Source organism: Rhodococcus sp. Leaf278 (assembly GCF_001426085.1).
Classification (GTDB): domain Bacteria; phylum Actinomycetota; class Actinomycetes; order Mycobacteriales; family Mycobacteriaceae; genus Rhodococcoides.
In genome coordinates this window covers 245,917-269,566 of the sequence record NZ_LMRR01000042.1, presented here as the reverse complement: position 1 = coordinate 269,566, position 23,650 = coordinate 245,917, and the positions used below count along the sequence as shown (strand labels likewise).

General features: G+C 64.9%; 26 protein-coding genes. 13 read left to right on the top strand and 13 right to left on the bottom strand.

Translation table 11 applies throughout. From position 1 onward, the window contains the following. Positions 1-107: 107 nt before the first annotated feature. On the bottom strand, positions 108-347 hold the full coding sequence (locus ASG84_RS23070; protein ID WP_057479284.1) for a DUF2530 domain-containing protein: 240 nt from the start codon (positions 345-347) through the stop codon (positions 108-110). A 59-nt stretch (positions 348-406) separates the two neighbouring features. Between ASG84_RS23070 and ASG84_RS23065 the strand changes: the two genes are divergently transcribed. The 3 genes from ASG84_RS23065 to ASG84_RS23055 are packed head-to-tail and all read left to right on the top strand — an operon-like array spanning position 407 to position 3,668. Continuing rightward, the gene (locus ASG84_RS23065; RefSeq protein WP_057479283.1) at positions 407-1,858 is read left to right on the top strand and encodes an NCS2 family permease; all 1,452 of its coding nucleotides are present in this window, start codon (positions 407-409) and stop codon (positions 1,856-1,858) included. A gap of 49 nt (positions 1,859-1,907) precedes the next feature. Continuing rightward, positions 1,908-2,339, top strand: a complete 432-nt coding sequence (locus ASG84_RS23060; RefSeq protein WP_057479348.1) for a MarR family winged helix-turn-helix transcriptional regulator — start codon at positions 1,908-1,910, stop codon at positions 2,337-2,339. Positions 2,340-2,396: 57 nt separating this feature from the next. Continuing rightward, positions 2,397-3,668 (top strand): MFS transporter, encoded by a 1,272-nt coding sequence (locus tag ASG84_RS23055; protein ID WP_156399673.1) that lies wholly within the window; start codon positions 2,397-2,399, stop codon positions 3,666-3,668. Positions 3,669-3,672: 4 nt separating this feature from the next. Here the strand turns inward: ASG84_RS23055 and ASG84_RS23050 are convergent, their stop codons facing one another. Genes ASG84_RS23050 through ASG84_RS23030 form a run of 5 tightly spaced genes read right to left on the bottom strand, consistent with a single transcriptional unit; the run spans position 3,673 to position 7,388 of the window. Then, positions 3,673-4,278 (bottom strand): response regulator transcription factor, encoded by a 606-nt coding sequence (locus ASG84_RS23050; protein WP_057479281.1) that lies wholly within the window; start codon positions 4,276-4,278, stop codon positions 3,673-3,675. Beyond that, positions 4,275-5,405: a sensor histidine kinase gene (locus ASG84_RS23045; RefSeq protein ID WP_057479280.1), complete on the bottom strand. Its 1,131-nt coding sequence runs from the start codon at positions 5,403-5,405 to the stop codon at positions 4,275-4,277. Before ASG84_RS23045 ends, ASG84_RS23050 begins: the two co-directional genes overlap by 4 nt. A gap of 38 nt (positions 5,406-5,443) precedes the next feature. Further along, positions 5,444-6,217 (bottom strand): ABC transporter permease, encoded by a 774-nt coding sequence (locus ASG84_RS23040; protein ID WP_057479279.1) that lies wholly within the window; start codon positions 6,215-6,217, stop codon positions 5,444-5,446. Then, positions 6,214-7,164 (bottom strand): ABC transporter ATP-binding protein, encoded by a 951-nt coding sequence (locus ASG84_RS23035; protein WP_057479278.1) that lies wholly within the window; start codon positions 7,162-7,164, stop codon positions 6,214-6,216. Before ASG84_RS23035 ends, ASG84_RS23040 begins: the two co-directional genes overlap by 4 nt. After that, complete coding sequence (locus ASG84_RS23030) at positions 7,161-7,388, bottom strand: hypothetical protein (RefSeq protein ID WP_174557234.1); 228 nt, start codon at positions 7,386-7,388, stop codon at positions 7,161-7,163. The genes ASG84_RS23035 and ASG84_RS23030 overlap by 4 nt, the downstream gene beginning before the upstream one ends. Before the next feature lie 177 nt (positions 7,389-7,565). On the opposite strand from ASG84_RS23030, the gene ASG84_RS23025 reads away from it, so the two are divergent. From ASG84_RS23025 to ASG84_RS23015, 3 genes are read left to right on the top strand one after another with little or no spacing between them, the layout of a single operon-like run. Further along, complete coding sequence (locus tag ASG84_RS23025; RefSeq protein WP_057479277.1) at positions 7,566-8,120, top strand: DUF1453 family protein; 555 nt, start codon at positions 7,566-7,568, stop codon at positions 8,118-8,120. Next, positions 8,117-9,259: a sensor histidine kinase gene (locus ASG84_RS23020; RefSeq protein WP_082521161.1), complete on the top strand. Its 1,143-nt coding sequence runs from the start codon at positions 8,117-8,119 to the stop codon at positions 9,257-9,259. The genes ASG84_RS23025 and ASG84_RS23020 overlap by 4 nt, the downstream gene beginning before the upstream one ends. Then, entirely contained in the window at positions 9,256-9,912 is a 657-nt protein-coding gene (locus ASG84_RS23015; RefSeq protein WP_057479276.1) for a response regulator transcription factor, read from the top strand. Before ASG84_RS23020 ends, ASG84_RS23015 begins: the two co-directional genes overlap by 4 nt. On the opposite strand, the gene ASG84_RS23010 is transcribed toward ASG84_RS23015, so the two are convergent. Further along, positions 9,909-11,108, bottom strand: coding sequence for a GNAT family N-acetyltransferase (locus ASG84_RS23010; protein ID WP_057479275.1), 1,200 nt, complete (start codon positions 11,106-11,108; stop codon positions 9,909-9,911). The two genes, ASG84_RS23015 and ASG84_RS23010, sit on opposite strands and share 4 nt — an antisense overlap. A gap of 75 nt (positions 11,109-11,183) precedes the next feature. Between ASG84_RS23010 and ASG84_RS23005 the strand changes: the two genes are divergently transcribed. Together ASG84_RS23005 and ASG84_RS23000 are read left to right on the top strand one after the other, a co-directional pair. Then, the gene (locus ASG84_RS23005) at positions 11,184-11,987 is read left to right on the top strand and encodes a TrmH family RNA methyltransferase (protein ID WP_057479274.1); all 804 of its coding nucleotides are present in this window, start codon (positions 11,184-11,186) and stop codon (positions 11,985-11,987) included. Then, positions 11,984-12,253: a DUF2537 domain-containing protein gene (locus ASG84_RS23000; protein WP_057479273.1), complete on the top strand. Its 270-nt coding sequence runs from the start codon at positions 11,984-11,986 to the stop codon at positions 12,251-12,253. Before ASG84_RS23005 ends, ASG84_RS23000 begins: the two co-directional genes overlap by 4 nt. A 93-nt stretch (positions 12,254-12,346) precedes the next feature. On the opposite strand, the gene ASG84_RS22995 is transcribed toward ASG84_RS23000, so the two are convergent. From ASG84_RS22995 to ASG84_RS22975, 5 genes are all read right to left on the bottom strand, one after another. Next, positions 12,347-13,054: a DUF6928 family protein gene (locus tag ASG84_RS22995; protein WP_442971022.1), complete on the bottom strand. Its 708-nt coding sequence runs from the start codon at positions 13,052-13,054 to the stop codon at positions 12,347-12,349. A 123-nt stretch (positions 13,055-13,177) separates the two neighbouring features. After that, the gene (gene sepH / locus ASG84_RS22990; protein WP_057479271.1) at positions 13,178-14,071 is read right to left on the bottom strand and encodes a septation protein SepH; all 894 of its coding nucleotides are present in this window, start codon (positions 14,069-14,071) and stop codon (positions 13,178-13,180) included. A gap of 109 nt (positions 14,072-14,180) precedes the next feature. Then, entirely contained in the window at positions 14,181-14,855 is a 675-nt protein-coding gene (locus tag ASG84_RS22985; protein ID WP_057479270.1) for a rhomboid-like protein, read from the bottom strand. A 109-nt stretch (positions 14,856-14,964) separates the two neighbouring features. Next, positions 14,965-16,086 (bottom strand): phosphoserine transaminase, encoded by a 1,122-nt coding sequence (gene serC / locus ASG84_RS22980; RefSeq protein ID WP_032377404.1) that lies wholly within the window; start codon positions 16,084-16,086, stop codon positions 14,965-14,967. Positions 16,087-16,155: 69 nt separating this feature from the next. Continuing rightward, positions 16,156-17,274 carry a citrate synthase 2 gene (locus ASG84_RS22975; RefSeq protein WP_057479269.1) on the bottom strand — a complete coding sequence of 373 codons (1,119 nt, stop codon included), beginning with the start codon at positions 17,272-17,274 and terminating at the stop codon, positions 16,156-16,158. A 78-nt stretch (positions 17,275-17,352) separates the two neighbouring features. Between ASG84_RS22975 and pdxH the strand changes: the two genes are divergently transcribed. From pdxH to ASG84_RS22950, 5 genes are all read left to right on the top strand, one after another. Next, positions 17,353-18,027, top strand: a complete 675-nt coding sequence (pdxH, locus tag ASG84_RS22970) for a pyridoxamine 5'-phosphate oxidase (RefSeq protein WP_082521160.1) — start codon at positions 17,353-17,355, stop codon at positions 18,025-18,027. 5 nt (positions 18,028-18,032) lie between these two features. Continuing rightward, positions 18,033-19,316, top strand: coding sequence for an MFS transporter (locus tag ASG84_RS22965; protein WP_057479346.1), 1,284 nt, complete (start codon positions 18,033-18,035; stop codon positions 19,314-19,316). Continuing rightward, positions 19,300-20,229 carry an aldose 1-epimerase family protein gene (locus ASG84_RS22960; protein ID WP_057479267.1) on the top strand — a complete coding sequence of 310 codons (930 nt, stop codon included), beginning with the start codon at positions 19,300-19,302 and terminating at the stop codon, positions 20,227-20,229. Before ASG84_RS22965 ends, ASG84_RS22960 begins: the two co-directional genes overlap by 17 nt. Beyond that, positions 20,226-21,164, top strand: coding sequence for a carbohydrate kinase family protein (locus ASG84_RS22955; protein ID WP_057479266.1), 939 nt, complete (start codon positions 20,226-20,228; stop codon positions 21,162-21,164). The genes ASG84_RS22960 and ASG84_RS22955 overlap by 4 nt, the downstream gene beginning before the upstream one ends. A 70-nt stretch (positions 21,165-21,234) precedes the next feature. Continuing rightward, the gene (locus ASG84_RS22950) at positions 21,235-22,533 is read left to right on the top strand and encodes a citrate synthase (protein WP_082521158.1); all 1,299 of its coding nucleotides are present in this window, start codon (positions 21,235-21,237) and stop codon (positions 22,531-22,533) included. Between the two features lie 279 nt (positions 22,534-22,812). Here ASG84_RS22950 and ASG84_RS22945 read toward each other — a convergent pair whose 3' ends face one another. Next, complete coding sequence (locus ASG84_RS22945) at positions 22,813-23,613, bottom strand: carbon-nitrogen hydrolase family protein (protein WP_156399671.1); 801 nt, start codon at positions 23,611-23,613, stop codon at positions 22,813-22,815. Positions 23,614-23,650 lie beyond the last annotated feature (37 nt).

The following is a 23,650-nucleotide window of genomic DNA, read 5'->3' as shown; positions in this document are numbered from 1 at the left end:
CTGACATAACCCATGGTCCACGTTAACTTTGTGTTACTCAACCGGCTGAGGGGTTAGTTTGCCCACGTCAGGGGCGGTGTGGTGATCGAGCTAACGTGATGCTGGTCTCAATCGAGGCCGCGCTGGGCGGTTTTGCTTCCGCGACGTGACGCCGCTCTCTGTATCAGGAAGATTCCGAACCCTACTGCACCCACGGCCAGCCCCGACCAACAGGTTGCGAGGGCGTCGTCGGTGCGGTCTCCGGTGGCGGTGAACACCACCAGTGCGACGATCCAGCCGAGGATGCCGATTGCCAACACCGGCACCGGATCGGTCAGGCTGCGCGGGATCTGGGGGAGGTCGGCCACAAAATCACGCTACGCCACCATATTTCCCCAAGTCTCGCGATGTGCTTTATCGTTCGCTCATGCAATTGTCGTCGCGGCTACTCGACAACTACTTCAAGATCACCGAGCGGGGCTCGACGGTGGGGTCCGAGGTGCGGGGAGGCGTGGTCACTTTCGTGGCCATGGCGTACATCGTCGTCCTCAATCCGCTGATTCTGGGCAGCTTCTCCGCCGACGACGCAGCGGCCAAGACCGACGTGCTCGGCAACATCCTGCCGGTGGCCCAGGTGGCTGCCGTGACCGCGCTGGTGGCCGGGTTCATGAGCATCGCCTTCGGCATCATCGCCAACTACCCCTTCGGTATCGCGGCGGGCCTCGGCATCAACACATTGCTCGCCGTGACCATCGCACCGCAGGTGACCTGGCCCGAGGCGATGGGGCTGGTGGTCATCGACGGCATCATCATCGTGCTGCTGGCCGTCACCGGATTCCGCACAGCGGTCTTCAATGCGATCCCGGCGGAGCTGAAAGCAGCGATCGCCGCCGGCATCGGAGCGTTCATCGCCTTCATCGGGCTGGTCGACTCCGGGTTCGTGCGCCGTATCCCCGACGCCGCAGGTACGACGGTTCCCGTCGGGCTCGGCATCGATGGGTCGATTGCGTCATGGCCGACCGTCATCTTCGTGTTCGGGCTGCTGCTGATGGGCGTACTCGTAGTACGCAAGGTTCGCGGCGGACTGCTGATCGGGATCGTGGTCACGACGATCTTCGCGGCGATCGTCGAGGCCGTCACCGATGTGGGGCCCTCCAACGGCGTCGACCCCAAGGGGTGGAATCTGTCGGTGCCGCAGTTGCCGAGTCAGTTGGTGCAATCTCCCGATCTGTCGTTGGTCGGCAACGTCGATCTCTTCGGAGCGTTCACTCGGATCGGAGTGCTGGCGGCAAGCCTGCTGGTGTTCACACTCGTACTCGCCAACTTCTTCGACGCAATGGGCACGATGACCGGCTTGGGCAAAGAAGCGAAGCTGGACAAGGACGGAACGCTGCCGAACATCGGTAAGGCTCTCGTGGTCGAGGGGGCCGGAGCGATCGTCGGTGGCGGTGCGTCGGCGTCGTCGAACACCGTGTTCGTGGAATCCGCGTCGGGAATCGCCGAGGGTGCTCGCACCGGGCTGGCCAACGTGGTCACCGGATTGTTGTTCTTGTTGGCCATGTTCTTCACTCCGCTCACGGCCGTCGTTCCGATCGAAGCGGCCGCTCCGGCTCTGGTCGTGGTGGGTGCGCTGATGATCGGACAAGTACTCGACATCGATTTCCGACGCTTCGATTACGCGCTGCCCGCCTTCCTGACCATCGTGGTGATGCCCTTCACGTACTCGATCGCCAACGGGATCGGCGTCGGTTTCATCACCTGGGTGGTTCTTGCGGTCGGATCCGGCCGGGCGAAGTCGGTACATCCCCTGTTGTGGATTGTTGCACTGCTGTTTGTTGCATATTTCGCGGTGGGACCCATCACCGAAGCGGTTACATGATGCGCGGTGCGTGCCAGGGCGTATTCTCTGCGCTGTGACGTCGGGAAACATAGTTAATGACAATCGGGAATTGGCAAGCGATCTGTCGCTTGCGGTGGTGAGGCTGACTCGCCACCTTCGAGGTAGGCGAGTGGACTCGCAAGTATCGCTGACTCAGCTGTCCGCTCTGGCCACGCTGAGTCGGGAGGGCGACATGACGCCCGGTGCGCTGGCGGCGCGGGAGAGGGTGCAGCCACCGTCGATGACGCGGGTGATCGCGTCGTTGGCCGAACTCGGCCTCGTGGTGCGCACGCCGCACCCCACCGATGGACGCCAGGTGATCGTGTCGCTTTCACCGGCCGGTCAGGAGCTGATCGCCGACGAGGCGAGCGCACGCGAGGCATGGATGACCGCCCAGCTCGCGGGCCTTACGCCCGAGCAGCTCGACATTCTGCGGGACGCGGTGAACATCATCGGTGCACTGGTGAGCGACTCCGAGTAGTTACCTAGGTTTATTATCTGAATGGTGGCCCCTGCTTCCCCTACGTCCGGTTCGTCGATGTTCGCTGCTCTGAAGACTCGCAACTACCGATTGTGGGCGTCGGGGCAGATCGTCTCGCTGGTCGGAACGTGGATGCAGCGGGTTGCCCAGGATTGGCTCGTACTGACGCTGTCCGGCGGCAACGGCTTCGCCGTCGGCATCGTCATGGCTCTGCAATTCGGGCCGACGCTGTTTCTCTCGGTGTGGGGCGGAGTACTGGCAGACCGATACGACAAGCGCAAGCTCCTCATGATCACCCAGGTGTTCGCGGCAGTCTGCGGTCTGGTGCTCGGCGTGCTCGACGTCGGCAACATGGTGGAGTTGTGGCACGTCTATGTCATTGCCTTCATCCTCGGCTGCTCGTCCGCCATCGACGCACCCGTGCGGCAATCCTTCACCATCGAGATGGTCGGCAAGGAAACCCTCTCCAACGCGATCGCGTTGAACTCGATGACGTTCAACATGGCGCGGATCGTCGGGCCTGCGGTGTCCGGTGTGCTCATCACCCTCGTCGGTACCGGCTGGGTGTTCCTGATCAACGCGGTGTCGTTCGCCGCGGTGTTCGGCGCCCTCCTGGCCATGAACGTCGGTCAACTCTTCCGTGTCGAACCGGCACCGCGCGCCAAAGGGCAGGTGCGAGAGGGCTTTCGGTACGTCTGGGGGCGGGGAGACCTGCGCGTATTGCTGGCGACGGTATTCATGGTCTCGACGTTCGGTCTCAACTTTCCCCTGAGTCTGTCGGTGCTGGCGCGCAACACGTTCGGCAGTGGAGCCGACGCATACGGATTGCTGTCGACGACCCTCGCGGTGGGCACATTGGCGGGAGCGACCCTGGCGGCCCGGCGCGCCGCGGCCCCACGACTACGGCTCTTCATCGGTGCCGTCATCATGTTCGGGCTCTTCGAGCTGCTCGTGGGGTTGATGCCCAATTACGTTCTCGTGGCGGTGCTGTTGGTGCCCACCGGCGCGTTGACGTTGACGTTCACGACGTCGGCGATGAACATTCTGCAGATGTCGGTTCCATCCGACATGCGCGGACGCGTGATGGGCATCTACATGCTGTGCTTCCTGGGCGGAACTCCGCTGGGCAGCCCGGTGCTCGGCTGGCTCGCCGACGTCCTCGACCCACGCGCACCGTTGTTGTTCGGCGGCGTCATCTCACTGGCCACGGGTCTCTTCGCTGCGGTGTACCTGCTGCGGCACAACAACTTGCGGATCACCGTGGTGCCGCCCGCCGAAGGTCACCGGCTGCCCACCCTCGACACGGTCTCCGCAACCGCCAAAGTATGACGCGTCAGATCCACCCGTGGCGTCGAGCCAGTGCGCAGGCCTCGTGCCGGTTCGCCGCGCCGAGCTTCGCAGCGGCGGCGGACAGGTAATTGCGGGTGGTCCCCGGAGACAGATGTGCGCGCTGTGCGATCTCCGCTATGGATGCGCCATCGGCGGCGAATTCGAGCACGTCGGCCTCACGCGGTGTGAGCGGTGAGTCGCCGGCCCCGATGGCTTCCGCGGCGAGTGTCGGATCGACGTAGCGCCCGCCGCCGTGCACGGTGCGCACCACCTCGGCGAGGGTGGCGGCCGAGGTGGTCTTCGGCAGGAACCCCCGCACTCCCGCCTCCAGTGCCTTCTTCAGGTAACCCGGTCGACCGTGGCTGGTGACGATGATCGACGCGCAGGCGGGCAGGGTTTCGGCAATCTTCTGGGCCGTCTCGATGCCGTCGATGCCGCCCATCTGCAAATCCAGCACTGCCACATCGGGTGCCAGTTCGGCGGCCACGGTCAGCGCCTGCTCACCGGAGTCGGCCTGACCGACGATCTCGATGTCGTCCTCCAGATCGAGCATGGTCGCCAGTGCCGTTCTGATCAGATTCTCGTCGTCGGCCAGTAGAACTCGAATCATGATGTGGTCCTCGGGTTCTGGGTCGGCAGCGCCGCCGTGAGGGTGAACGCTTCGGTGGTCTTCTGCGCGTCCAGGGTGCCTCCGACCGAGACCAACCTTTCGCGCAGGCCGCTCAGGCCGGTGCCGTCGTCGCGGCCGGTCGATGGTTGCGGATGATCGTTGATCAGTCGAATACTGTTGTCGGTCAGCTCGATCCGGCAATACGTGGCCTCGGAATGTCGCAGAATGTTCGTCACTCCCTCACGAACCACCCAGGCGGCCGCCTCGGCCGCGCGCTCGGACAGGACCGACGTCTCGCCGATCAGTTCGGTGGAGATACCTGCGGCGGACAGCAGCGATCGAGCTCCGTCGAGTTCCGACGCCACATCGACCGATCGGTAACCCCGAACCAGCTTTCTGGCGTCGGCCATGGATTCCTGGGCCAGAATGCGAACCTCGTCCATCTGGCCCGCCGCTCGGTCGTCACCTCGACGAGCCAGCGTCGCGGCGAGTTCGCTCTTGACGGCTATGGCCGAGAGCGCTCGTCCGACGACGTCGTGCAGGTCTCGTGAGAACCTCAGTCGCTCCTCCGCTACCGACAGCGCAGCCGCGGCGTCGCGGGTGGCGTCGAGTTCGGTGACGATGCGCAGCAACCACGCCGACAGTTGCACGGTGAACGCCATGAAGGCTATGAAGACGCCGAGTATCAGAGTTTCCACTGCCGGGGTTCCCAGAGCCGCCGCGAGCGCAGCGGCGGCGACGGCCGCCACCAGAGACCATCGCAATGGAATCCGGGTCGCAACTGCGGTGGTGACCAATACGCCGGCCCACAGGGTGTTGCTCGTGGTCCCGCCGGCGACCAGGACCACAGCGGCGACGGCCAGGATCGCCAACGGGATTCGTGGGTCGGCCGTCGACTCGCCGCCGAGTGCGGGGGTGCGCTGCACGACCACGAAGGCGGCGGCGGAGCAGGCCGCGATCGCTGCCATCGAGAGATAGTCGTCGAACTGCAATGACGTCAGCATCCCTGCCACGGCAACAGCGACGGAGATCAGCAGAAACGACTGGCGGGTGTAGACGCGTACCTTGTCCACTGCACTGCTGTCGTTCCAGCCGTGCAGTGGATTGAGGTACTCGTACAGCTTCATGATCTCCAGCCTTGCAGATGGACGGGGAAGGGGGCGGTCTAGGACCGCGGTTCCCAGCGGAAGTGCGTCCGGGCGATCAGCAGGCTTCCGACGATCCAGGCCAGCATCACCGCCAGAGGCATGGCGGCCTCGCCGAAGGTGCCGGCGAAACCGAACGACGCGTCGCCGGGAGTGGTGTTACCGAACCAGCCCAGATTCAGCAGGTCCGAGACCGCGGCCATGGGGGTCAGGTCGATGACGTTCCTCAGTGAATCCGGGACGACGCCGCGCAGCGCGGACGAGCCGGCCAACGCGATCAGAATGACCGGCAGGCTGGTGATCTGTGCCGCTTCGGCGTTGCGGGTGAAGGTCGAGGTGATCAGTGCCAGTGCGGCGAACAGCCCGGCACCGCCGAGGAGGGCCACGGCGACGAGCAGCACGTTGACGGGAACTGGCCCACCGAAGGCGATCACCACAGCTCCGACGATCACACCGAGGGCGACGGTGAGGATCAGCGAGGGTATTGCCGGGCCGAGCAGAATCTGGACGTCCGAGCTCTCGCCGGTGCGAAGTCGCTTGAGCACCAACTCGTCTCGACGGGTGGCGTAGACCGAGAGCATGTTGTAGTAGACCACGAGCACCACCAGGAACAATGCGAAGATCTCCAACGCACTCGCGACGCCTGCGTCTTTCAGTCCGCCGTCACTCCGGCTGCCAAGGATCAGCAGCGCGATAGGGAAGATCAACGGCATGACGATCGCGTTGAACAGAAGTACTCGGTTGCGTCCGAGCAGTGTGAATTCTGCTCGCGACAGGGCGGTCATCGTGCTCATGCGCTCATCACCTCGGTCTTTTCGATAGCTGGGTCGTTCACGGTGGAGTTGTCGAATTCGTCTGCGATGGAGAGGAACACGGTCTCCAGTGATGCCGCGCGGGCATCCAGACCGTGCAGAGTGACGCCATTGGTGCGGGCCCACACGAGCAGGTCGGTGAGCGTGTCCTGTACCGAGGATGTCTGGATCGAGACGGTGTCACCCGAGACGTCGATCGACGTACCGGGCAGCGACGGCAATGCCGTGCCGGGGGCCTTCAACTCGATCTTCGCCGGGTGGTCGGCGACCACCTCGTCCACGGTGCCGCTGCGAACGACTCTGCCGCGGTGCATGATCGCGAGTCGATCGCACAGGGACTCGGCCTCGTCCAGGTAGTGAGTCGTCAACATGATCGTCACGCCGGAGTTCTTCAGCTCCTGAATCAATCGCCATGTGTTGCGACGACTTTCGGGATCGAGCCCGGTGGTCGGCTCGTCCAGGAACAGGATGCGCGGACGGCTGATGATCGCGCAGGCGAGGTCCAGCCTGCGCTGCTCGCCGCCGGAGAGAAACTTCACCCGGGTATCGGCGCGATCGGCCAGGTCGACGCGTTCGAGCACGTCCGCCACCGGCAGCGGATCACTGCAGGTACCTGCCCACATCCGCAGGCTCTCGGCGGTTGTCAGATCCTGTGGCAGGCCGCCTTTCTGCAACATGATGCCCAGAGCCGGGCGCACCTTACGGCGATCGGCCACCGGATCCATTCCCATGATCCGGACGGTTCCCTTGCTGGGGCGCGAAAGACCCTGGATCACTTCGAGAGTGGAGGTCTTGCCGGCACCGTTGGTGCCCAACAATCCGAACAGCTCGCCCTCGGCGATATGCAGATCGAGGGCTTGGACGGCCTCGTACGCGTTCTTGCCCGAGCCGTAGCGGCGCGTCATTCCGTCGACGTCGATGATGCTCATGATTGCTTCTCCCAGTGCCGCAGTCCGATGACGAACCGGACGCCCATGAAGGCGACGATGACGCCGAGTGCGACGAACGCCGGAAGGGACGTGCCGACGATCGCGAACAACACGGCGACAATGGCCAAGCTGATGACGATGACGACGATCTCACGCGCCATCGTCGGAGCCGGCCCGATCTCCATCAGATCGGTGAACAGGTTTCCTTCGTCTGGTTGCTTCATGACTACGAGTCTGCTGCGCCCGAACCGCCGAAAACAGTGCAGCGCATCATGACCTGAAGTGACACCGTCACGGTCCAGCCATGACAAAAGTCATGGTCCTTTTCGCTCGGGTTTCTCCACCCGTTCTCCACCCGTGGGTCGATTCGCCACCCTCGCGATCTTCGTAGCGTTACTGCCATGAACATCGCAACGATTGCTCTCGTAGTCCTTCTGGTCGGATACCTGCTGGTGCGGCGCATGACCGGCCAGCTCATGGAAGCCCGGCGCCTGCTGATAATTCCAGCGATCCTCGCCCTCGTCGGGCTGACGACACTCGACTCGACGGTCCTGTCGCCCATGGCGATCGGGTTCCTCTTCCTCGGCTGCGTCGTCGGAATCGTCCTCGGTGCGATCCGCGGTTACACCGTCAGAATCACCGAGCGAGACGGGATGGTGTGGATGCGGTACTCCGTCGCGTCGATCGGTCTGTGGATCGCCGCCATCGCCGTTCGGATTCTGCTCATTCCCTTGGAGGTCGTCATAGACCCGACTGCCGCCTCTGCCGCCGGCCAGGCCACGATGCTGGCCGTGGGCATCGGATTCCTCGCCGAGTCGGTCGCCGTCCTCTACCGAGCCATGCACTTGGACGCAACCATCGTGTGGCGCGCCGACAAGGTCGGAAACCACACCACGTCGCCTACGCTGACCGACATGCACAATCGGGTTCGCGGCGGAGGGTCGAAGATTCGGTGACATCGGCACCCCACTCCGACGTACGGTTGCCCACGCTCGACCGCCTCCGGCTGTCGAGCCGGCCGTATGTCGCGATCGTCGTGATCGTCGGGGCCTTCGCCACCTCGGACCTGAGCAATCCGCTCGTACTCGCGCTGCTCGTCGTCAACAGTGTGGTGCTACTGGCCTCGTCGCTTCCACGACGGTTGATCGGCCCTGGGATCTCTCTGGCCGGCGCGGGTGTCGCGCTGATCGCCTCTGCGGCAATCCTGGCCGTGGACGGCACGGCTGCGGCTACTCTGTTTCCGTTTCTGTTTGCGGGACATGCAGGGTGGCGGTTCAAGCCGTCGATCTCGTTCCCGTTCGCGATCTCGCTCAGCGTGGCGTGCGCAGCCGCTCTGTGGGTTGCAGAGCACAGTGGTGTCGACGGATGGCCCTGGGCTGCAGGATTGTTCGCGGGTTGGCCGGTACTGATCGGGTACTCGCGGCGCAGTCGGCTGGACGCACTGCTCGCTGCGCGCCGCGCCACCGATGCCGAACTTCGCGAGCATGCTCTGGCCGAGCGGGCCCGCATCGCTCGCGATATTCACGACGTTCTCGCTCACTCGCTGTCCGGCGTCAACATGCAACTCGAAGTTGCCGACGCGTTACTCGACGCGGGCCGCGTCGAGGAGGCCAGAGCGGCAGTGGGCAAGGCGCAGAGTCTCGCTCGGGAAGGGCTCACCGAAACCCGCCGTGCCGTCCAGACTTTGCGTCAGGATGCGCTGCCCCTCGTGCCGACGTTGGCCGCACTCGTGGGTGATGACGCGAGCTTCCGTGTCGACGGCACACCGCGAGATCTCGATACCTCGCAGGCCCAGTTCCTGGTCCGGTGCGCGCAGGAGGCGATGACCAACACTCGCAACCACGCCCCCGGCGCTGCCGTCGAGGTACTACTTCGGTTCGATGCCGGATCGGTCGAACTCTCCGTGACCAACGGTCCGGCCCCGTCGCTGCCAGAAACGGTCGAGAGCACCGGAATGGGCCTGGTCGGCATGCGCGAACGCGCGGCCCTCGTGGGCGGGTCGGTCACTGCAGGTCCGGACGGGCGAGGCTGGGTCGTGCGCGCCGAAGTGCCTCTGCGACAACCTATCGAGTCCGACACGGAAGCGAGAGCATGAGCATTCGGATTGTGATCGCGGACGACCAGGCGTCGGTACGCGAGGCGCTGGCAGTGATGTTGGATCTGGTCGAGGACATCACCGTCGTCGCCACCGCATCGGACGGCGCTGCCGCCGTGACCGAGGTGACGGCGGCGATGGACAGCGGGGGCGTGGACGTTGTCCTGATGGATCTGCGGATGCCGGGGACCGACGGGATCGAGGCAACGCGAATACTGAAGGGGCTCTTCCCCGATCTGCCCGTGGTGGTGTTGACGACCTTCTCGGACGAACGTTCGGTACTCGACGCTCTCGGCGCGGGCGCACGCGGGTATCTCACCAAGGATGCCGGGCGGGTCGAGATCGCGGCGGCATTGCGAGCGGCCGCCGCCGGGCAAGCCGTGCTGAATCCCGAGGTGCAAGCGCGGTTGCTCGACGCCGTCGAAGCGCCTCGGACACAGGAGGTCCCGGCCGGGTTGACGCCACGCGAGGTGGAGGTCTTACGCGCGATCGCCGCCGGCCTCTCGAACCGGGAGATCGCTCAGCAGATGTTCGTCAGCGAGGCGACGGTCAAAACACATATCAATCATCTGTTCGCCAAGGCACAACTACGTGACCGGGCTCAGGCCGTGCACTTCGCATTCACCCACGGTGTGGTGGGGCAGGAGCGCTAGAAACCCCACCCCATGACGGCCGGGCGCGCTGTTCCGAACGTCAGATCGAGCGCATGCAGAGATTCCTCGGTGCGAGCGGTGAGTCGATTCGCCGCGGCGAACAACCGAGCCCGGTGGGTGCCGAAATAGATGCTGGCCAGCACATCGATGTCCAGTTCGATGTCCGGTTCGGATTCCACCCGGGTGCAGGTCGCTGTGCCATCGGTGACGCTGAACGAGTAGGTACCGCCTGCGTCGAGGAACGGATCTCGGACAGCGATGATCAGCGATGTGTCGAGAGCGTAGGTACGCGCCTCGAGCGCTGCCTCGACGTGCATGATGCGGGCCCACAGAGCGTCGTGGTGAGCAGTGACCTTCGGTAGCCGGTTGTTGGTCAGCAGGAACGGCAGTGCTTCGTCCCGTGCCTGCCGGACTTCGATGGTGTCGACCAGGTCGACCCCCACCAGGATCTGCCACAGCGCGGCGTACGCGTCGTCGGTCACCGCGATGAATTCCTCCACCACCACCCGGCTGGGGTTGCGTCCGCGTCGGTAGGCGACGTAGCCGTCGGGATGGACGATGAAGAACAGTGCCGTCAGTCCGCCGCGCCGGTTCTCGCGGTCGGCGAAGAACCGTTCCCACCGAATCGGCGGCTTGGGCTGCGCGCCTGCGGTCTGCTGCTGCCACCGGTGGTAGATGTCCGGGAACAATTCGGTGGCCTCGGCCGATTCGATCAGTCGCACGCCCGTCGCCGGGGGAGCGTCCTTACGGAACTGCGCGAACCGACGGTCGATCGAGACGCTGATCTCCTCGGTGATCGGGCCGTACCCGAAGCGTCCGTAGATCGTCGCCTCGCTGGCTGTCAGCAAAGACAGCGGCGCGCCCGCGTCGTTCAGAGCGCGGTGCTGCTGGGTGAACATCGACCGCAGGATGCCGCGTCGACGATGCGTCGGCGCGACCGACACCCAGGAGACTCCGGACGCCTCGACCTGCGCACCACCGGGAACGGTGACCGACATCGGGAAGTGCATGGCCACACCCACCGGGGTCTCGCCGTCCCACGCCAGGTACACGTGCTCGGACTGGGTCAGGATCTGCGTCTCCGCCAAGTCCTCGGCGTTCTGGTGCTCGCCGAAGGCATGGGCGTCGAGCAGCGCGACGGCATCCCAGTCGTCGTCGGTGGCGGTACGGATGGTGATCGATTCGTCGGTAGTCATCGCTCTTTACTTTTCCATATAGAAGTAGGCCTTCGCCGACGGAGTGCCGGAAAGGCCGGGTGACAAGATGAGCGGGTGGTTCATGTAATTGATGTCGACGATCCTCTCGACCCCCGGCTGGACGATTTTCGCGACCTGAACTCCTCGGACAGGCGACCCGATCTGCCCGAGGGCAAGGGCTTGGTGATCTCCGAGGGGGTGCTGGTTGCGCAGCGCCTGCTGACGTCGCGCTTCCCGATGATCAGCTTGCTGGGCGTGGATCGACGGCTCGACGCCTTGCGCGACGATCTCGCCGAATCGGATGTTCCGTTCTATCGGACGTCGGCCGAGGTGATGGCCGAGGTCGTCGGCTTCCATCTCAACCGTGGAGTGTTGGCGGCGGCAAACAGGCCGCCTGCTCTCGATCTGGACGAGGTGCTGGCCGACGCTACGACGGTCGCGATTCTGGAGGGCGTCAACGATCACGAGAATCTCGGGTCGATGTTCCGTAATGCAGCCGGACTCGGCGTCGACGCTGTGCTGTTCGGTGCCGCGTGTGCGGATCCGCTCTACCGGCGGTCGGTACGGGTCTCGATGGGGCACGTGCTCCGGGTGCCCTTCGCGAAGGTGCCCGAGTGGCCGCGCGGCCTCGATCGCGTACGCGCGCACGGCTTTCAGCTGATCTCGCTCACACCCAATCCGGAGGCCGTGTCGCTGGCTGCCGCGATGACGGGGGAGAAGGTGGCGCTGTTGCTCGGCGCCGAGGGCCCGGGTCTGACCGAACATGCGATGCGCGCCACAGACATTCGCGCTCGCATCCCGATGGCACCGGGCACCGATTCGCTCAACGTCGCGACAGCGGCGGCGATGGGGTTCTACGAACGGGTGCGTCTGACGTGACCGCTCGCGACCCGGGCGTTCTGTGGACCGGTCTTCCGATCGCCGTGGTCTCGGCGATTCTCGTGGCGGTGGCACTGGCGGCGTTCGGACTGGAACTGGCGCGAGTGCATCCGTTGCTCGCGATAGGTCTCAACCTCGTCGTCGTGGCAGGCGCGGCCCCGACGGTCCTGCGGTGGCTCCGCGTCCCGGTGTGGCGCTGGGCTGTCTACGGTGCGAGTGTCGGTGCGCTAGTGAGCTTCGTGGCCCTGGCGGCCCTGGCGTTCTGACCGACCGCGGGCAGGGTTGCGCACTACCGTTCACGATCGACGGAAACCCGTCGACCGGCGATCGTTGTGTGCAACGGTGCCCACACCGAGCCACTATTTGCGCGAGAACCAACGCTTCTTCGGTCGCGGTGCCGGTTCGGTCGATTCCGGTGCGGGTGCGTTCTGGGCCTCGACATTTTGACGCTGCGGCTCCTGCCCGGGAACGTACATCCTGAAACCGCAGACCGGCAGTGTGGCCGGATCGAACTCGTCTGCGTGCGGGGCACCGGTGTAGCGGAATCCGAGCCATTCGGCGTTGGCGGCCTCGGCGAATTCCTGTGGGTGGAACGGCAGTGACTGCGGATCCGGCATCACTCCTGGGGGATAGATCAGCGGATGCTCACCGGCCCAGAAGGATCGCTCCCACACCAGTGGCAGGCCCGCGTCCTCGTAGATGTACACCGGAGTAGCGCTGAACGATCGCCGAAACTCACCGCGTTCCCAGTAGGCGAACGCTCCCCACGCGTGCTGGGGATCCGACGCGACGAGGTAGGTGTGCTCGGATGCCAGAGGGCGAGTGAACGATTCGGGCAGCGTCGACGGTGTCGGCACCGAAAGATTGGACCCGCACACCACGGTCACGCCCGGATAGCAGCCGATGAAGACGTGATCGTCGTCCACCCCTGCCGATGTCGATATCGGACCTTGCGCGAGGGGCACAGCGGTCAGGTGAGGGTACAGACGGCCGACGAGGGCCGTCGCAGCATTCCAGTCCGAGGTGGTCGCCTCTCGGAGTACAGAAATCGGATCCGGTGTGTCCACGTACCAGATCGTTGACGCTTTGGCCCCCACTACCGGCACCTCTCTCTCCGTAAGCTTCGTCGAAAGCCTACGGCGTGAGCGTCGGCGATTTGTCACCGAGCGGTGAATCGGTCATCTACGACGTCAGTTGTGACCGCTGCTGCGTACTCCGAGCAGGACGTCTTCCCAGGATGGCATGGCGGGTTTGCCGCGCTTGTCCTTACCACCGTGTCCGGGTGCAGCCTTGGGGGCGGGCTTGGGGTCTCTGGCCACCGGCTCGCGCGGCTGATCGACGTCGGGAGCCGGGGCTTCGTCGTCTTCGATGTCGACGGTTTCGGCGTCCAGTTCACTGTCCGAGGTGGTGCCGTAGTACTCGTCGAAGCTCTGCTGTGAGGCTTCGTCGTCTGCCGCTGCAGGCGCGAGGGCGCGTACCGGAGCGAGGCCCCGTAGCTGACGTCCGAAGTCGGGATCGATCAGTTCGTGTGCGGTGTCGTCCAGTGGCGCGATGGTGCCGCCGTGCCCGTCGGGCAGGAACTGCCAGTGCGCCTTGTTGGTGGTGCGTCCCGCTTGCCACTTCAGCTGTGCGACCCACTTGTTGTCCTCGTCGCGCCACGCGTCCCACTCGGCGTCGTCGAGGTTGTGCCCGCGAGCGCGAAAGGCGAGTGTGACGACATCGAGCAGAGTCTGGACGGCGGGTCCGTCGTGGCGCAGCGGATGACCTGCCTGAGCCATCGACGCAGCCTGTGAGCGTTCGAGCAGAACGGGGTGAGCGAACACCTCGACGCGGCTGACGGCCATTCCGGAATCGGCGGCGACCTGTTCGATGGTCGCTCCACTCCGAATTCGAGCCTGGATTTCCTTCGGCCGCAGCAAGCTGTCCATTTCGATCTCAATCTGTCCTAGTCGAGCGATGTCGCCGCGTGAGGCTGCGCGGAGTTTGTCGTCGGCTGGAAGCCGGAATCTGTCGCCGGTCTTGGGATCTGCGCAGACGACGAACTTTCCGTCGGCCTCGAGACCCACCACATGTAAGTCTCGCACTGTGACCTCCTCATCGCGCCGGCTCGCGATACCGTCGAATTCGACCCTAGTTCACCCGATGTCCTCGGTGGGTGTTCGACACGCATCGCTTCCGCCGACGATCGTTTCTCTACCAGAGCGTAGACAGCTGCGGGCTCGGCTGCACTCGATCGCCCGAAGTTGCGTCAATTGCCTTGTGGCGCAATGCCGATCCGTCCCGCTGTAAGTACAGCGCGCCCAGGCCGAGGCCGATAGTCAGGGCGAGAGCGTGCCCGACGGCGGTGAACGACGGGCTCTGTATGCCGCTGACGGCGACGACCCCGATCCACAGTGCAGCCCAGCACAGTCGCCACGGCATCGGCAGAAACCTGATCATGGACCCGGCAACCGCTGCTGCGGCGTAGCTGACCCCGACATCGACGGCCATCGCCAGCGAGTCGGCCAGCCAATCGACGCGGATGCCGATGAACAGCCCGACAGCAACCAGCGCGGTCGCGCCGACGTGGCCGGCGCTGAACGTGAGCAGGAATCGTCGCCAACCGGACATCCATTCGGCGACGGCGAACAAGAGTGCGACGCCGGCCAGCCATAGCCAGTTCACCCGGCCTTCGGTGAGAAAGACACTCGTGACGAGGGTGGCAAGGTGGCCGTCGGTCAGATTGTGCAGGTTGGTACTCGCCGCATGCAGCACGTGCCAGCGATCGTGTGGTCCGATTTGTCCGAGCGCCACCGTGCCTGCCCCCGCGAGGACGCAGTAGATCAGTGTCACGCGAACCCGGAGTGCGAAAGCCAGGAGCCTGAACATACGAGCGCTCCCTCCGAGGTCTTTACGCTTGCGTACTTCAACGCAAGTGTAGGCCTCGAAGGGAGCACTCCAGCTGGGAGCTTGCTGGTAATCAGCTCATCCCTGGCAATCAGCTCAGGGTGGACACGACCCAGTCGATGCTCTTCGTCAGCGCGGTGATGTCGTCCGGCTCGATCGCGGGGAACATACCGACGCGCAACTGGTTGCGGCCGAGCTTGCGGTACGGCTCGGTGTCGACGACGCCGTTGGCCCGCAGGATCTTGGCGACCTGAGCTGCGTCGACCTTCTCGTCGAAGTCGATGGTTCCGACAACCTGGCTGCGGTGATCCGGGTTGGTCACGAACGGCGTTGCGAACTCGCTCTTCTCGGCCCAGTCGTACAGGCGCGAGGACGAATCGGCGGTGCGCTTGGTGGCCCAATCCAGGCCGCCCTGCGAGTTGAGCCACTCGATCTGATCCGCGAACAGCAGCAGTGTCGCCACTGCCGGGGTGTTGTACGTCTGATCCTTGCTGCTGTTGTCGACGGCGATCGGCAACGACAGGAAGTCCGGAACCCAACGGCCACTGGAGGCGATCTCGTCGACGCGGGCAAGCGCGGCCGGGCTCATCAACGCAACCCACAGCCCACCGTCGGCGGCGAAGCACTTCTGCGGTGCGAAGTAGTAGACGTCGGAATCGGCGACGTTCACCGGAAGACCGCCGGCTCCGGAGGTGGCGTCGATCGCGACGAGGGCGTTCTCGGAGCCGGCCGGACGGCTGACCGGGATGGCCACGCCGGTGGACGTCTCGTTGTGTGCCCAACCGATGAGGTCGACGGATGGGTCGGACGTGGGCTCGGGTGCACTGCCCGGCTCGGCCTTGACGACGATCGGATCGCCGATGAAGGGGTTGTTCTTGGCCACCGAGGCGAACTTCGAGCTGAACTCGCCGTTGGTCAGGTGCAGCGACTTCTCGCGAATGAGTCCGAACGCAGCGGCGTCCCAGAACGCGGTGGTGCCACCGTTGCCGAGTACCACCTGGTAGCCCTCGGGCAGCGAGAACAGGTCCTTCAAGCCACTGCGTACGCGTCCGACGACGTCCTTGACGGGCTTCTGCCGGTGGCTGGTGCCGAACACGGACGCGCCGACGTCGACCAGGGATTGCAGCTGCTCGGGGCGAACCTTGGACGGGCCGCAACCGAAGCGTCCGTCGGCGGGAAGAAGGTCGGCGGGAATGATCGGCAAATCGGCCATGGAGTAGCGCGTCCTAGCGTCGAGGGAATATGGCACCCACAGGTTAGTCGGGTGCCATGACACCGTCGACTACCGGATCAGCTCCCAGCCGTCGACGGAGTCGGGGGTGCGCGGTTCGGGGCCGGTGTAGAGGGCCGCGGGGCGAACGAGCTTGCCCAGACGCTTCTGCTCCAGAATGTGCGCGCACCAGCCGGCGGTACGACCGCAGGTGAACATGGCGGGCATCATGTGTGCCGGAACCTCGGCGAAGTCGAGGATCACGGCGGCCCAGAACTCCACATTGGTCTCGATGGCCCGATCGGGGCGGCGTTCGCGCAGTTCCGTCAACGCGGCCTGTTCGAGCGCGGCGGCAACCTCGTACCGCGGAGCGTTCAGGCGCTTGGCAGTGGCGCGCAGCACGCGGGCTCGGGGGTCCTCGGCGCGGTACACGCGGTGCCCGAAGCCCATGAGCTTTTCCTTGCGGTCCAGAATTCCGGTGATCAGCGCGCGAGCGTCCCCGGTCCTCTCGACCTCCTCGATCATCGGCAGCACGCGGGCGGGTGCGCCGCCGTGCAGCGGGCCGGACATCGCGCCGATGGCACCGGAGAGACAGGCGGCGACGTCAGCCCCGGTGGAGGCGATCACGCGTGCGGTGAACGTCGATGCGTTCATGCCGTGCTCGGCAGCCGAGACCCAGTACGCGTCGATAGCGGCGACGTGGGCGGGGTCGGGCTCACCCTTCCACCGGACCATGAAGCGTTCGGTGACGGTGGCAGCCTGATCGATGCGGCTCTGCGGAACGGCGGGCTGGTAGATGCCGCGAGCGGACTGGGCGACGTAGGACAAGGCCATCACCGACGCGCGGGCGAGGTTGTCGCGAGCGGTGGTGTCGTCGATGTCGAGCAGCGGCTGGTAGCCCCAGATCGGCGCGAGCATCGCGAGGCCGGCCTGGACGTCGACGCGGACGTCGCCGGTGTGGATCGGAAGGGGGAACGGTTCGGCCGGTGGGAGACCGCGGCCGAATTCGCCGTCGACCAACAGTGCCCAGACATCGCCGAAGGTGACGTTCTGCGCGACGAGTTCTTCGATGTCGACACCCCGGTAGCGCAGTGCGCCGCCGTCCTTGTCGGGTTCGGCGATGTCGGAGGTGAAGGCGACGACACCTTCGAGACCGGGCACGAAATCCTCGGGAACGTGTTGAACAGCCATGGCCTGTGGACTCCCTCGTCGCGTTTACGCCCGGCTCTGCGCCGCATGCGGGCGTACTGTGCCAGAACCATAGCGAGCATGTACGCGGGAGTAGCGTCTGGGTTCGTGTCTGCAGATGAACAGCGCTTGGCGAACATGCGAGTCGACTACGGCGAGCCCGAGGACCTCGATATCGATGCTCTGGCCGGCGGGTGGCTCCCACTGGCGCAGCAGTGGTTGGCCGACGCGGTGGCGGCAGATCTACCCGAGCCCAACGCGATCGTGTTGGGGACTGTCGACGAGGCAGGCCGACCAGCGACTCGCACGGTGCTGTGCAAGGGTCTCGATGCCGACGGCGTGGTCTTCTACACCAATTACGACTCGGACAAGGGCCGTGCACTCGAGGCGAATCCCTACGCGTCGGTGACCTTCCCGTGGATCGCGAGTGCCCGGCAGCTCACCGTGCGCGGCTCGGTGGTCAAGGTCGACGCCGAGACCACCGAAACCTATTGGCGCACCAGGCCGCGCGGTTCTCAGTTGGGGGCGTGGGCGTCCGAACAGTCGCGACCCGTCGGCTCGCGAGAAGACCTGGCCGCCAAGTTGGCCGAGGTCACCGCAACGTTCGACGGTGTCGACGTGCCGGTGCCACCGAATTGGGGCGGCTTCCGCGTCCTGCCTGAGACGGTCGAATTCTGGCAGGGCCGAACAAGTCGGATGCACAACAGGATCCGCATCACGTTGGCAAGTGGTGTGATCGAGCGTCTGCAGCCGTGAGCGGATTGCGCGGCATTCTTGCCGACACGACACCGCTGAAGACCCCGGCCTATCGCCGGTTGTGGTTGGCGAACATCGTCACCGTCATCGGTGCCCAGCTCTCCATTGTTGCTGTGCCGCAACAGGTATTTCAGATCACGCTGAGTTCTGCCTACGTGGGCCTGACGGGTGTGTTCGCCCTGGTGCCGCTCATCGTGTTCGGTCTGTGGGGCGGCGCGCTGGCCGACGTGATGGACCGCCGCACCCTGCTGATGATCACCACGTGCGGTCTGATCGGAACGTCCGCGCTGTTCTGGCTACAGGCGTTCCTCGAACTGAACAATGTGTGGATCATCCTGGTGCTCTTGGCAATTCAGCAGGCGTTCTTCGCGGTCAATCAGCCGACCCGCAGCGCGATTCTGCCGAGGATCCTGCCGGCCGAGCAACTACCGGCTGCGAACTCGCTGAACATGACGGTGTTCAACTTCGGTGCCATCGCAGGGCCGCTCAGTGCAGGCATTCTGATCTACTACATCGGGCTCGAGACCCTCTACCTCATCGACACCATCGCGCTGTTCGCAACACTGTGGGCCGTGATTCGGCTGCCGGGAATTCCGCCGGCCAAGTCGGGTCAGCGAGCCGGATTGCGTTCGGTGTTCGACGGTTTCGCATATCTCGCCACCCAGAAGGTGCTGCTGGCATCGTTCGTCGTCGACATCATCGCCATGGTGTTCGGTATGCCCAGGGCTCTCTTTCCGCAAATCGCACACGAGAGCTTCGGTGATCCGGCGTCGGGTGGACCGGTGCTGGGCATGCTGTTCGCGGCCATGTCCGCGGGCGCGGTGGTGGGTGGAGTGTTCTCGGGCTGGCTTCCGCGCGTGCGCAGGCAAGGGCTGGCCGTGCTGATCTGCATCGTCGTGTGGGGCGTGGCGATGATCGGCTTCGGTCTGGCCGTCGGCGCGGCTACCGACGGGGCGACCGCAGTTGCCCTGTGGTTCGCGCTGGCGTTCCTGGCCCTCGGCGGCGGGGCCGACATGATCTCCGCGGCGTTCCGCAGCACGATGCTGCAGACCGTCGCGACCGACGAGATGCGCGGCCGACTGCAAGGTGTCTTCATCGTCGTCGTCGCGGGAGGGCCGCGTATCGGCGACGTGCTGCACGGGGCCGCAGCCGCGTCGGTGGGGACGGCAGCCGCTGCGGCCGGCGGCGGCGTGCTGGTCGTCATCGGTGTTTCGATTGCTGCGCTGGCTCTCCCGGCATTCATCCGCTACCGAGTGGGTGTCGTAGTAAAGAATGGCTCTCATGGGTGACGCACAGACCTACTCGTTGACGAGCGGCAAATATCGGGCAGACATCGCTGCCGTCGGAGCGGGCCTGCGGGTTCTCGAGTACGACGGCGCTGCGCTCACCGAAACCTGGGAGGCCGGCAGCAAGCCGCCGCTGTCGGCGGGACTGGTGTTGGCCCCGTGGCCCAACCGGACAGCCGACGGGACCTTCGCTTTCGAAGGCGTCGAACATCGGTTGGAGATCTCCGAGCCCTCACGGAACAACGCCAGCCACGGATTCGTCCGCAAGGTGGCATGGACTCTGGTGGAGCACACCGACAATCGCGTCGAGCAGAGCGTGGACGTCGGGACGCATCAGGGTTGGCCGTTCCCGCTGACGGTGACGGTGGTCCACGAGCTGTCGGCGGACGGTCTCACCGTGACTGCGTCTGCGAAGAACACCGGTGAGTCCGCCGCGCCCTACGGGATGGGTTTTCACACCTATGCCCGGGTCGGGGACGTGCCGCTCGACGAGTGCACGCTCGAACTCTCGGCCGGGACCCGGCTACCGCTCGATCCGGTGCGCAATCTGCCCGTGGGCAATTCGGTTCCGACGGCCGATACCGAGTACGACTTCCGGGAGCCACGCACGCTGCAGGGCGTCCAGCTCGATACTCCGTTCAGTGCGTCGCTGCCCGACGGCGACGGCCGTGCGAATCACGTTCTGCGGGGCCCCGACGGCACCGCGACCGTGTTGTGGACCGACGCGAACTTCGGCTGGGTGCAGGTGTTCACCGCCGATCCGGCCAACGATCAGGCCTATCCCGACAGGGGCCGGGCGTTGGCGATCGAACCGATGACGTGCCCGCCTGATGCGCTGAACTCCGAGATCGATCTGATCGTGCTCGAGCCGGGGCAAACCTGGTCGGGAACCTGGGGAATGAGGTACGAGAAGTGACGATATTGGTGTGCGGTGAAGCGTTGGTCGACTTGGTACCGGTGCACGAGGGACCGCTGCTCTCACCAAAACTCGGCGGCGGACCGTTCAACGTCGCCATCTCGATCGGTCGATTGGGTTCGCCGGTTGCGTACCTCTCACGGATCTCGCGCGACTCGTTCGGCGAGCAGATCCTGGCGAGTCTGCGCGACGCAGGCGTCGACATCTCGTGGGTGCAGCGCGGCGACGAGCCGACCACCTTGGCGATGACCACCCTCGCCGAGGACGGCAGCGCCGAGTACTCCTTCTATGCCGACGGGACCGCCGACCGGCTCGTCGCCGATCCCGGCGATCTCCCGGACGAGATCAGCGTGCTCTCGTTCGGCACGTTGTCTCTGCTCTACGAGCCCGGTGCATCGATGTACGCGGGATTGCTGCATCGGGCGAGGGCGGCGGGCAAGCTCACGATGCTGGACCCCAACATCCGGCCGGCCGCCATCGACAGCACCAGCGGCGACATCACCGCCGACGGTTTCCGTGACCGCTTCCGCTCGTGGTTGCCCAGCATCGACATCCTCAAGGTGTCCGAGGACGACTCGTACTGGCTGGGGCTGGGAACGCAGGGAACCACCGTCGACGATTGGCTCGCGGCCGGGGTCACCGCAGTGGTCATGACTCGCGGCGGCGACGGAATTTCGGTCTTCACCGCGTCCGACGAAATCTCGGTGCCAGGTGTGGCCGTGGATGTCGTCGACACGATCGGCGCAGGTGACACCGTCCACGGTGCCCTGCTCAGCTTTTTGGAGAAGGAGACCATTATCACATCGAACGCGGTCAAAGCGATGAGCAAGCAAGATTGGCAACAAGCGCTCGATTTCGCCGCGAAGGCAGCGGCAATCACGGTTTCGCGCCCCGGTGCCGACCCTCCCTGGGCGTCCGAGGCATCGAGAGACTAGTTTCACTATCGACGTTAGAACTGTCCGCTTCAAGTACGTGTCCGTTACACGAGTTCGAGAGGGACCATTCGTGCCCGCTGAGAATGATGCCAAAGCCACCCTCACCTATCCCGGTGGCGAGTACTCCATGTCGATTGCCGAGGCTTCCGAAGGCAACAACGGCATCGAGCTGGGAAAGTTGCTGGCCACCACCGGCTATACGACATTGGACGGCGGGTTCGTCAACACCGCATCGACCAAGTCGGCCATCACGTACATCGACGGTGACGCGGGCATCCTGCGCTACCGCGGATACCCGATCGAACAACTTGCGGGCAAGTCGTCGTTCATCGAGGTCAGCTACCTGCTGATCTACGGGGAGCTGCCGTCCGCAGACGAGCTCGAGACGTTCACCGACCGGATCCGTCGCCACACGCTGCTGCACGAGGACCTCAAGCGGTTCTTCGACGGCTTCCCGCGCAACGCGCACCCGATGCCGGTGCTGTCCAGCGCGGTCAACGCACTGTCGGCGTACTACCAGGATTCGCTCGAGCCCAACGATCCCGAGCAGGTCGAGCTCTCCACGATCCGCCTGCTGGCGAAGTTGCCGACCATCGCGGCCTACGCCTACAAGAAGTCGGTCGGCCAGCCGTTCCTGTACCCGGACAACTCGAAGAGCCTGGTCGAGAACTTCCTTCGCATGACGTTCGGCTTCCCCGCCGAGCCGTACGAGGTCGATCCCGAGATCGTCAAGGCCCTCGACATGCTGCTCATCCTGCACGCCGACCACGAGCAGAACTGCTCCACGTCGACGGTGCGCCTCGTCGGATCCTCGCAGGCCAACCTGTTCACCTCGATCTCCGGTGGCATCAATGCGCTGTGGGGCCCGCTGCACGGCGGAGCCAACCAGGCCGTCCTCGAGATGCTCGACAAGATCAAGGCCGAGGGCGGCGACGCCACGGACTTCCTGCGTCGAGTGAAGAACAAGGAAGACGGCGTCAAGCTCATGGGCTTCGGACACCGGGTGTACAAGAACTTCGATCCGCGCGCGACGCTGGTCAAGGAAACTGCGCACACGATCCTCGGCAAGCTGGGCAACGGCGACGAACTGCTCGAGATCGCCCTCAAGCTCGAAGAGACCGCGCTCACCGACGACTACTTCGTCGAGCGCAAGCTCTACCCCAACGTGGACTTCTACACCGGCCTGATCTACCGCGCGATGGGCTTCCCGCCGCGCATGTTCACGGTGCTTTTCGCGATGGGCCGTCTCCCCGGCTGGATCGCGCACTGGCGCGAGCAGAACGAGGACACGACCGGCAAGATCGGCCGTCCGCGCCAGATCTACACCGGTTACACCGAGCGCGACTACCAGGACGTCAGCTCGCGCTAGTTCTTGCTGCACAACAACGCCGCCGAACCCATCAGGGTTCGGCGGCGTTGTTGTTGTGTGAGGGTCGCGCGTCGAGTTCGAGGTTATGGACGTAATTCGGCCGGAATCTATCCCCAACTTCGAGTTCGCGCGTCGAGTTCGCACTTACGAAGGCGCTATGGCCACTTTCGGCTGCATAACTGCGATCTCGCTGCGGGACGGCCGAGTGCGCGCGCCGAGTTCGAGGTTATGGACGTATTTCGGCCGGAATCCATCCATAACTTCGAGTTCGCGGCACCGTCAGGCGTCGAAGTGCCTGCGGTTCTTCAATACCGGCAGCGTCTTGCGCACGGCGTCGACCATTGCAGTATCGATGTCGATCGTCAGCATGCCGGGCGTCGCGTCCAGTTGACCGAGAATCTCGCCGGTGGGGGAGCAGACGATGCTGTGGCCCACGCCCAATGGTGCATTTCCTTCGGCGGCAGCGGGTTCGGCTTGGTCGCAGGCTGCGATGAAGGTCGTCGAATCCAACGCGCGGGCGCGGGCGAGCAGGGTCCACTGGTCCACTTTGCCGTCACCCGATCCCCACGATGCCGGTACGACGATGAGTTCCGCACCGAGGTCGCCGAGCTTCTGGAACAGCGCCGGGAAGCGGATGTCGTAGCAGGTCGCGAAGCCCACCCGAACTCCGGCGATGTCCACCACCAGTGGGTCCGAACCCGGTGCGACGGTGTCGGATTCGGCGAATCCGAACGCGTCGAACAGGTGAATCTTGTCGTAGCTCGCATCGATGCCGGGGCCGGTGACGAGCAGTGTGTTGGTCACTCGGTCATCTGCCGCGGGGGTGAACATTCCGGCGACGACGGTGATCCCGGCATCGGACGCAATGGAGCGCACTGCGTCGGCCCATTCGCCGTCGAGAGGCTGTGCGAACTTTCGGATGGGTCCGCCGAAGCAGCGCATCGTCGCCTCCGGAAACACGACGACGTCCGATTCGGCGTGCGCTGCGGCGCGGGTGTGGGTCTCGATGAGTTTGAGGTTCTCGGTGGGGTCTTCGCCGCTGGTGATCTGGGCGAGGCTGATGCGAATGGGCGAGCTCACGGTGTGACTCCTGGTTTCGTCGGAGGAAGACAGGTAT

What these genes read in the sequence shown, in the direction of transcription:
- ASG84_RS23065 (WP_057479283.1), top strand. Translation starts at nt 407, where the DNA reads ATGCAATTGTCGTCGCGGCTACTCGACAACTACTTCAAGATCACCGAG.
- ASG84_RS23055 (WP_156399673.1), top strand. Translation starts at nt 2,397, where the DNA reads ATGTTCGCTGCTCTGAAGACTCGCAACTACCGATTGTGGGCGTCGGGG.
- ASG84_RS23050 (WP_057479281.1), bottom strand. Translation starts at nt 4,278, where the DNA reads ATGATTCGAGTTCTACTGGCCGACGACGAGAATCTGATCAGAACGGCA.
- ASG84_RS23045 (WP_057479280.1), bottom strand. Translation starts at nt 5,405, where the DNA reads ATGAAGCTGTACGAGTACCTCAATCCACTGCACGGCTGGAACGACAGC.
- ASG84_RS23040 (WP_057479279.1), bottom strand. Translation starts at nt 6,217, where the DNA reads ATGAGCACGATGACCGCCCTGTCGCGAGCAGAATTCACACTGCTCGGA.
- ASG84_RS23035 (WP_057479278.1), bottom strand. Translation starts at nt 7,164, where the DNA reads ATGAGCATCATCGACGTCGACGGAATGACGCGCCGCTACGGCTCGGGC.
- ASG84_RS23030 (WP_174557234.1), bottom strand. Translation starts at nt 7,388, where the DNA reads ATGAAGCAACCAGACGAAGGAAACCTGTTCACCGATCTGATGGAGATC.
- ASG84_RS23025 (WP_057479277.1), top strand. Translation starts at nt 7,566, where the DNA reads ATGAACATCGCAACGATTGCTCTCGTAGTCCTTCTGGTCGGATACCTG.
- ASG84_RS23015 (WP_057479276.1), top strand. Translation starts at nt 9,256, where the DNA reads ATGAGCATTCGGATTGTGATCGCGGACGACCAGGCGTCGGTACGCGAG.
- ASG84_RS23010 (WP_057479275.1), bottom strand. Translation starts at nt 11,108, where the DNA reads ATGACTACCGACGAATCGATCACCATCCGTACCGCCACCGACGACGAC.
- ASG84_RS22985 (WP_057479270.1), bottom strand. Translation starts at nt 14,855, where the DNA reads ATGTTCAGGCTCCTGGCTTTCGCACTCCGGGTTCGCGTGACACTGATC.
- serC (WP_032377404.1), bottom strand. Translation starts at nt 16,086, where the DNA reads ATGGCCGATTTGCCGATCATTCCCGCCGACCTTCTTCCCGCCGACGGA.
- ASG84_RS22975 (WP_057479269.1), bottom strand. Translation starts at nt 17,274, where the DNA reads ATGGCTGTTCAACACGTTCCCGAGGATTTCGTGCCCGGTCTCGAAGGT.
- pdxH (WP_082521160.1), top strand. Translation starts at nt 17,353, where the DNA reads ATGTACGCGGGAGTAGCGTCTGGGTTCGTGTCTGCAGATGAACAGCGC.
- ASG84_RS22960 (WP_057479267.1), top strand. Translation starts at nt 19,300, where the DNA reads ATGGCTCTCATGGGTGACGCACAGACCTACTCGTTGACGAGCGGCAAA.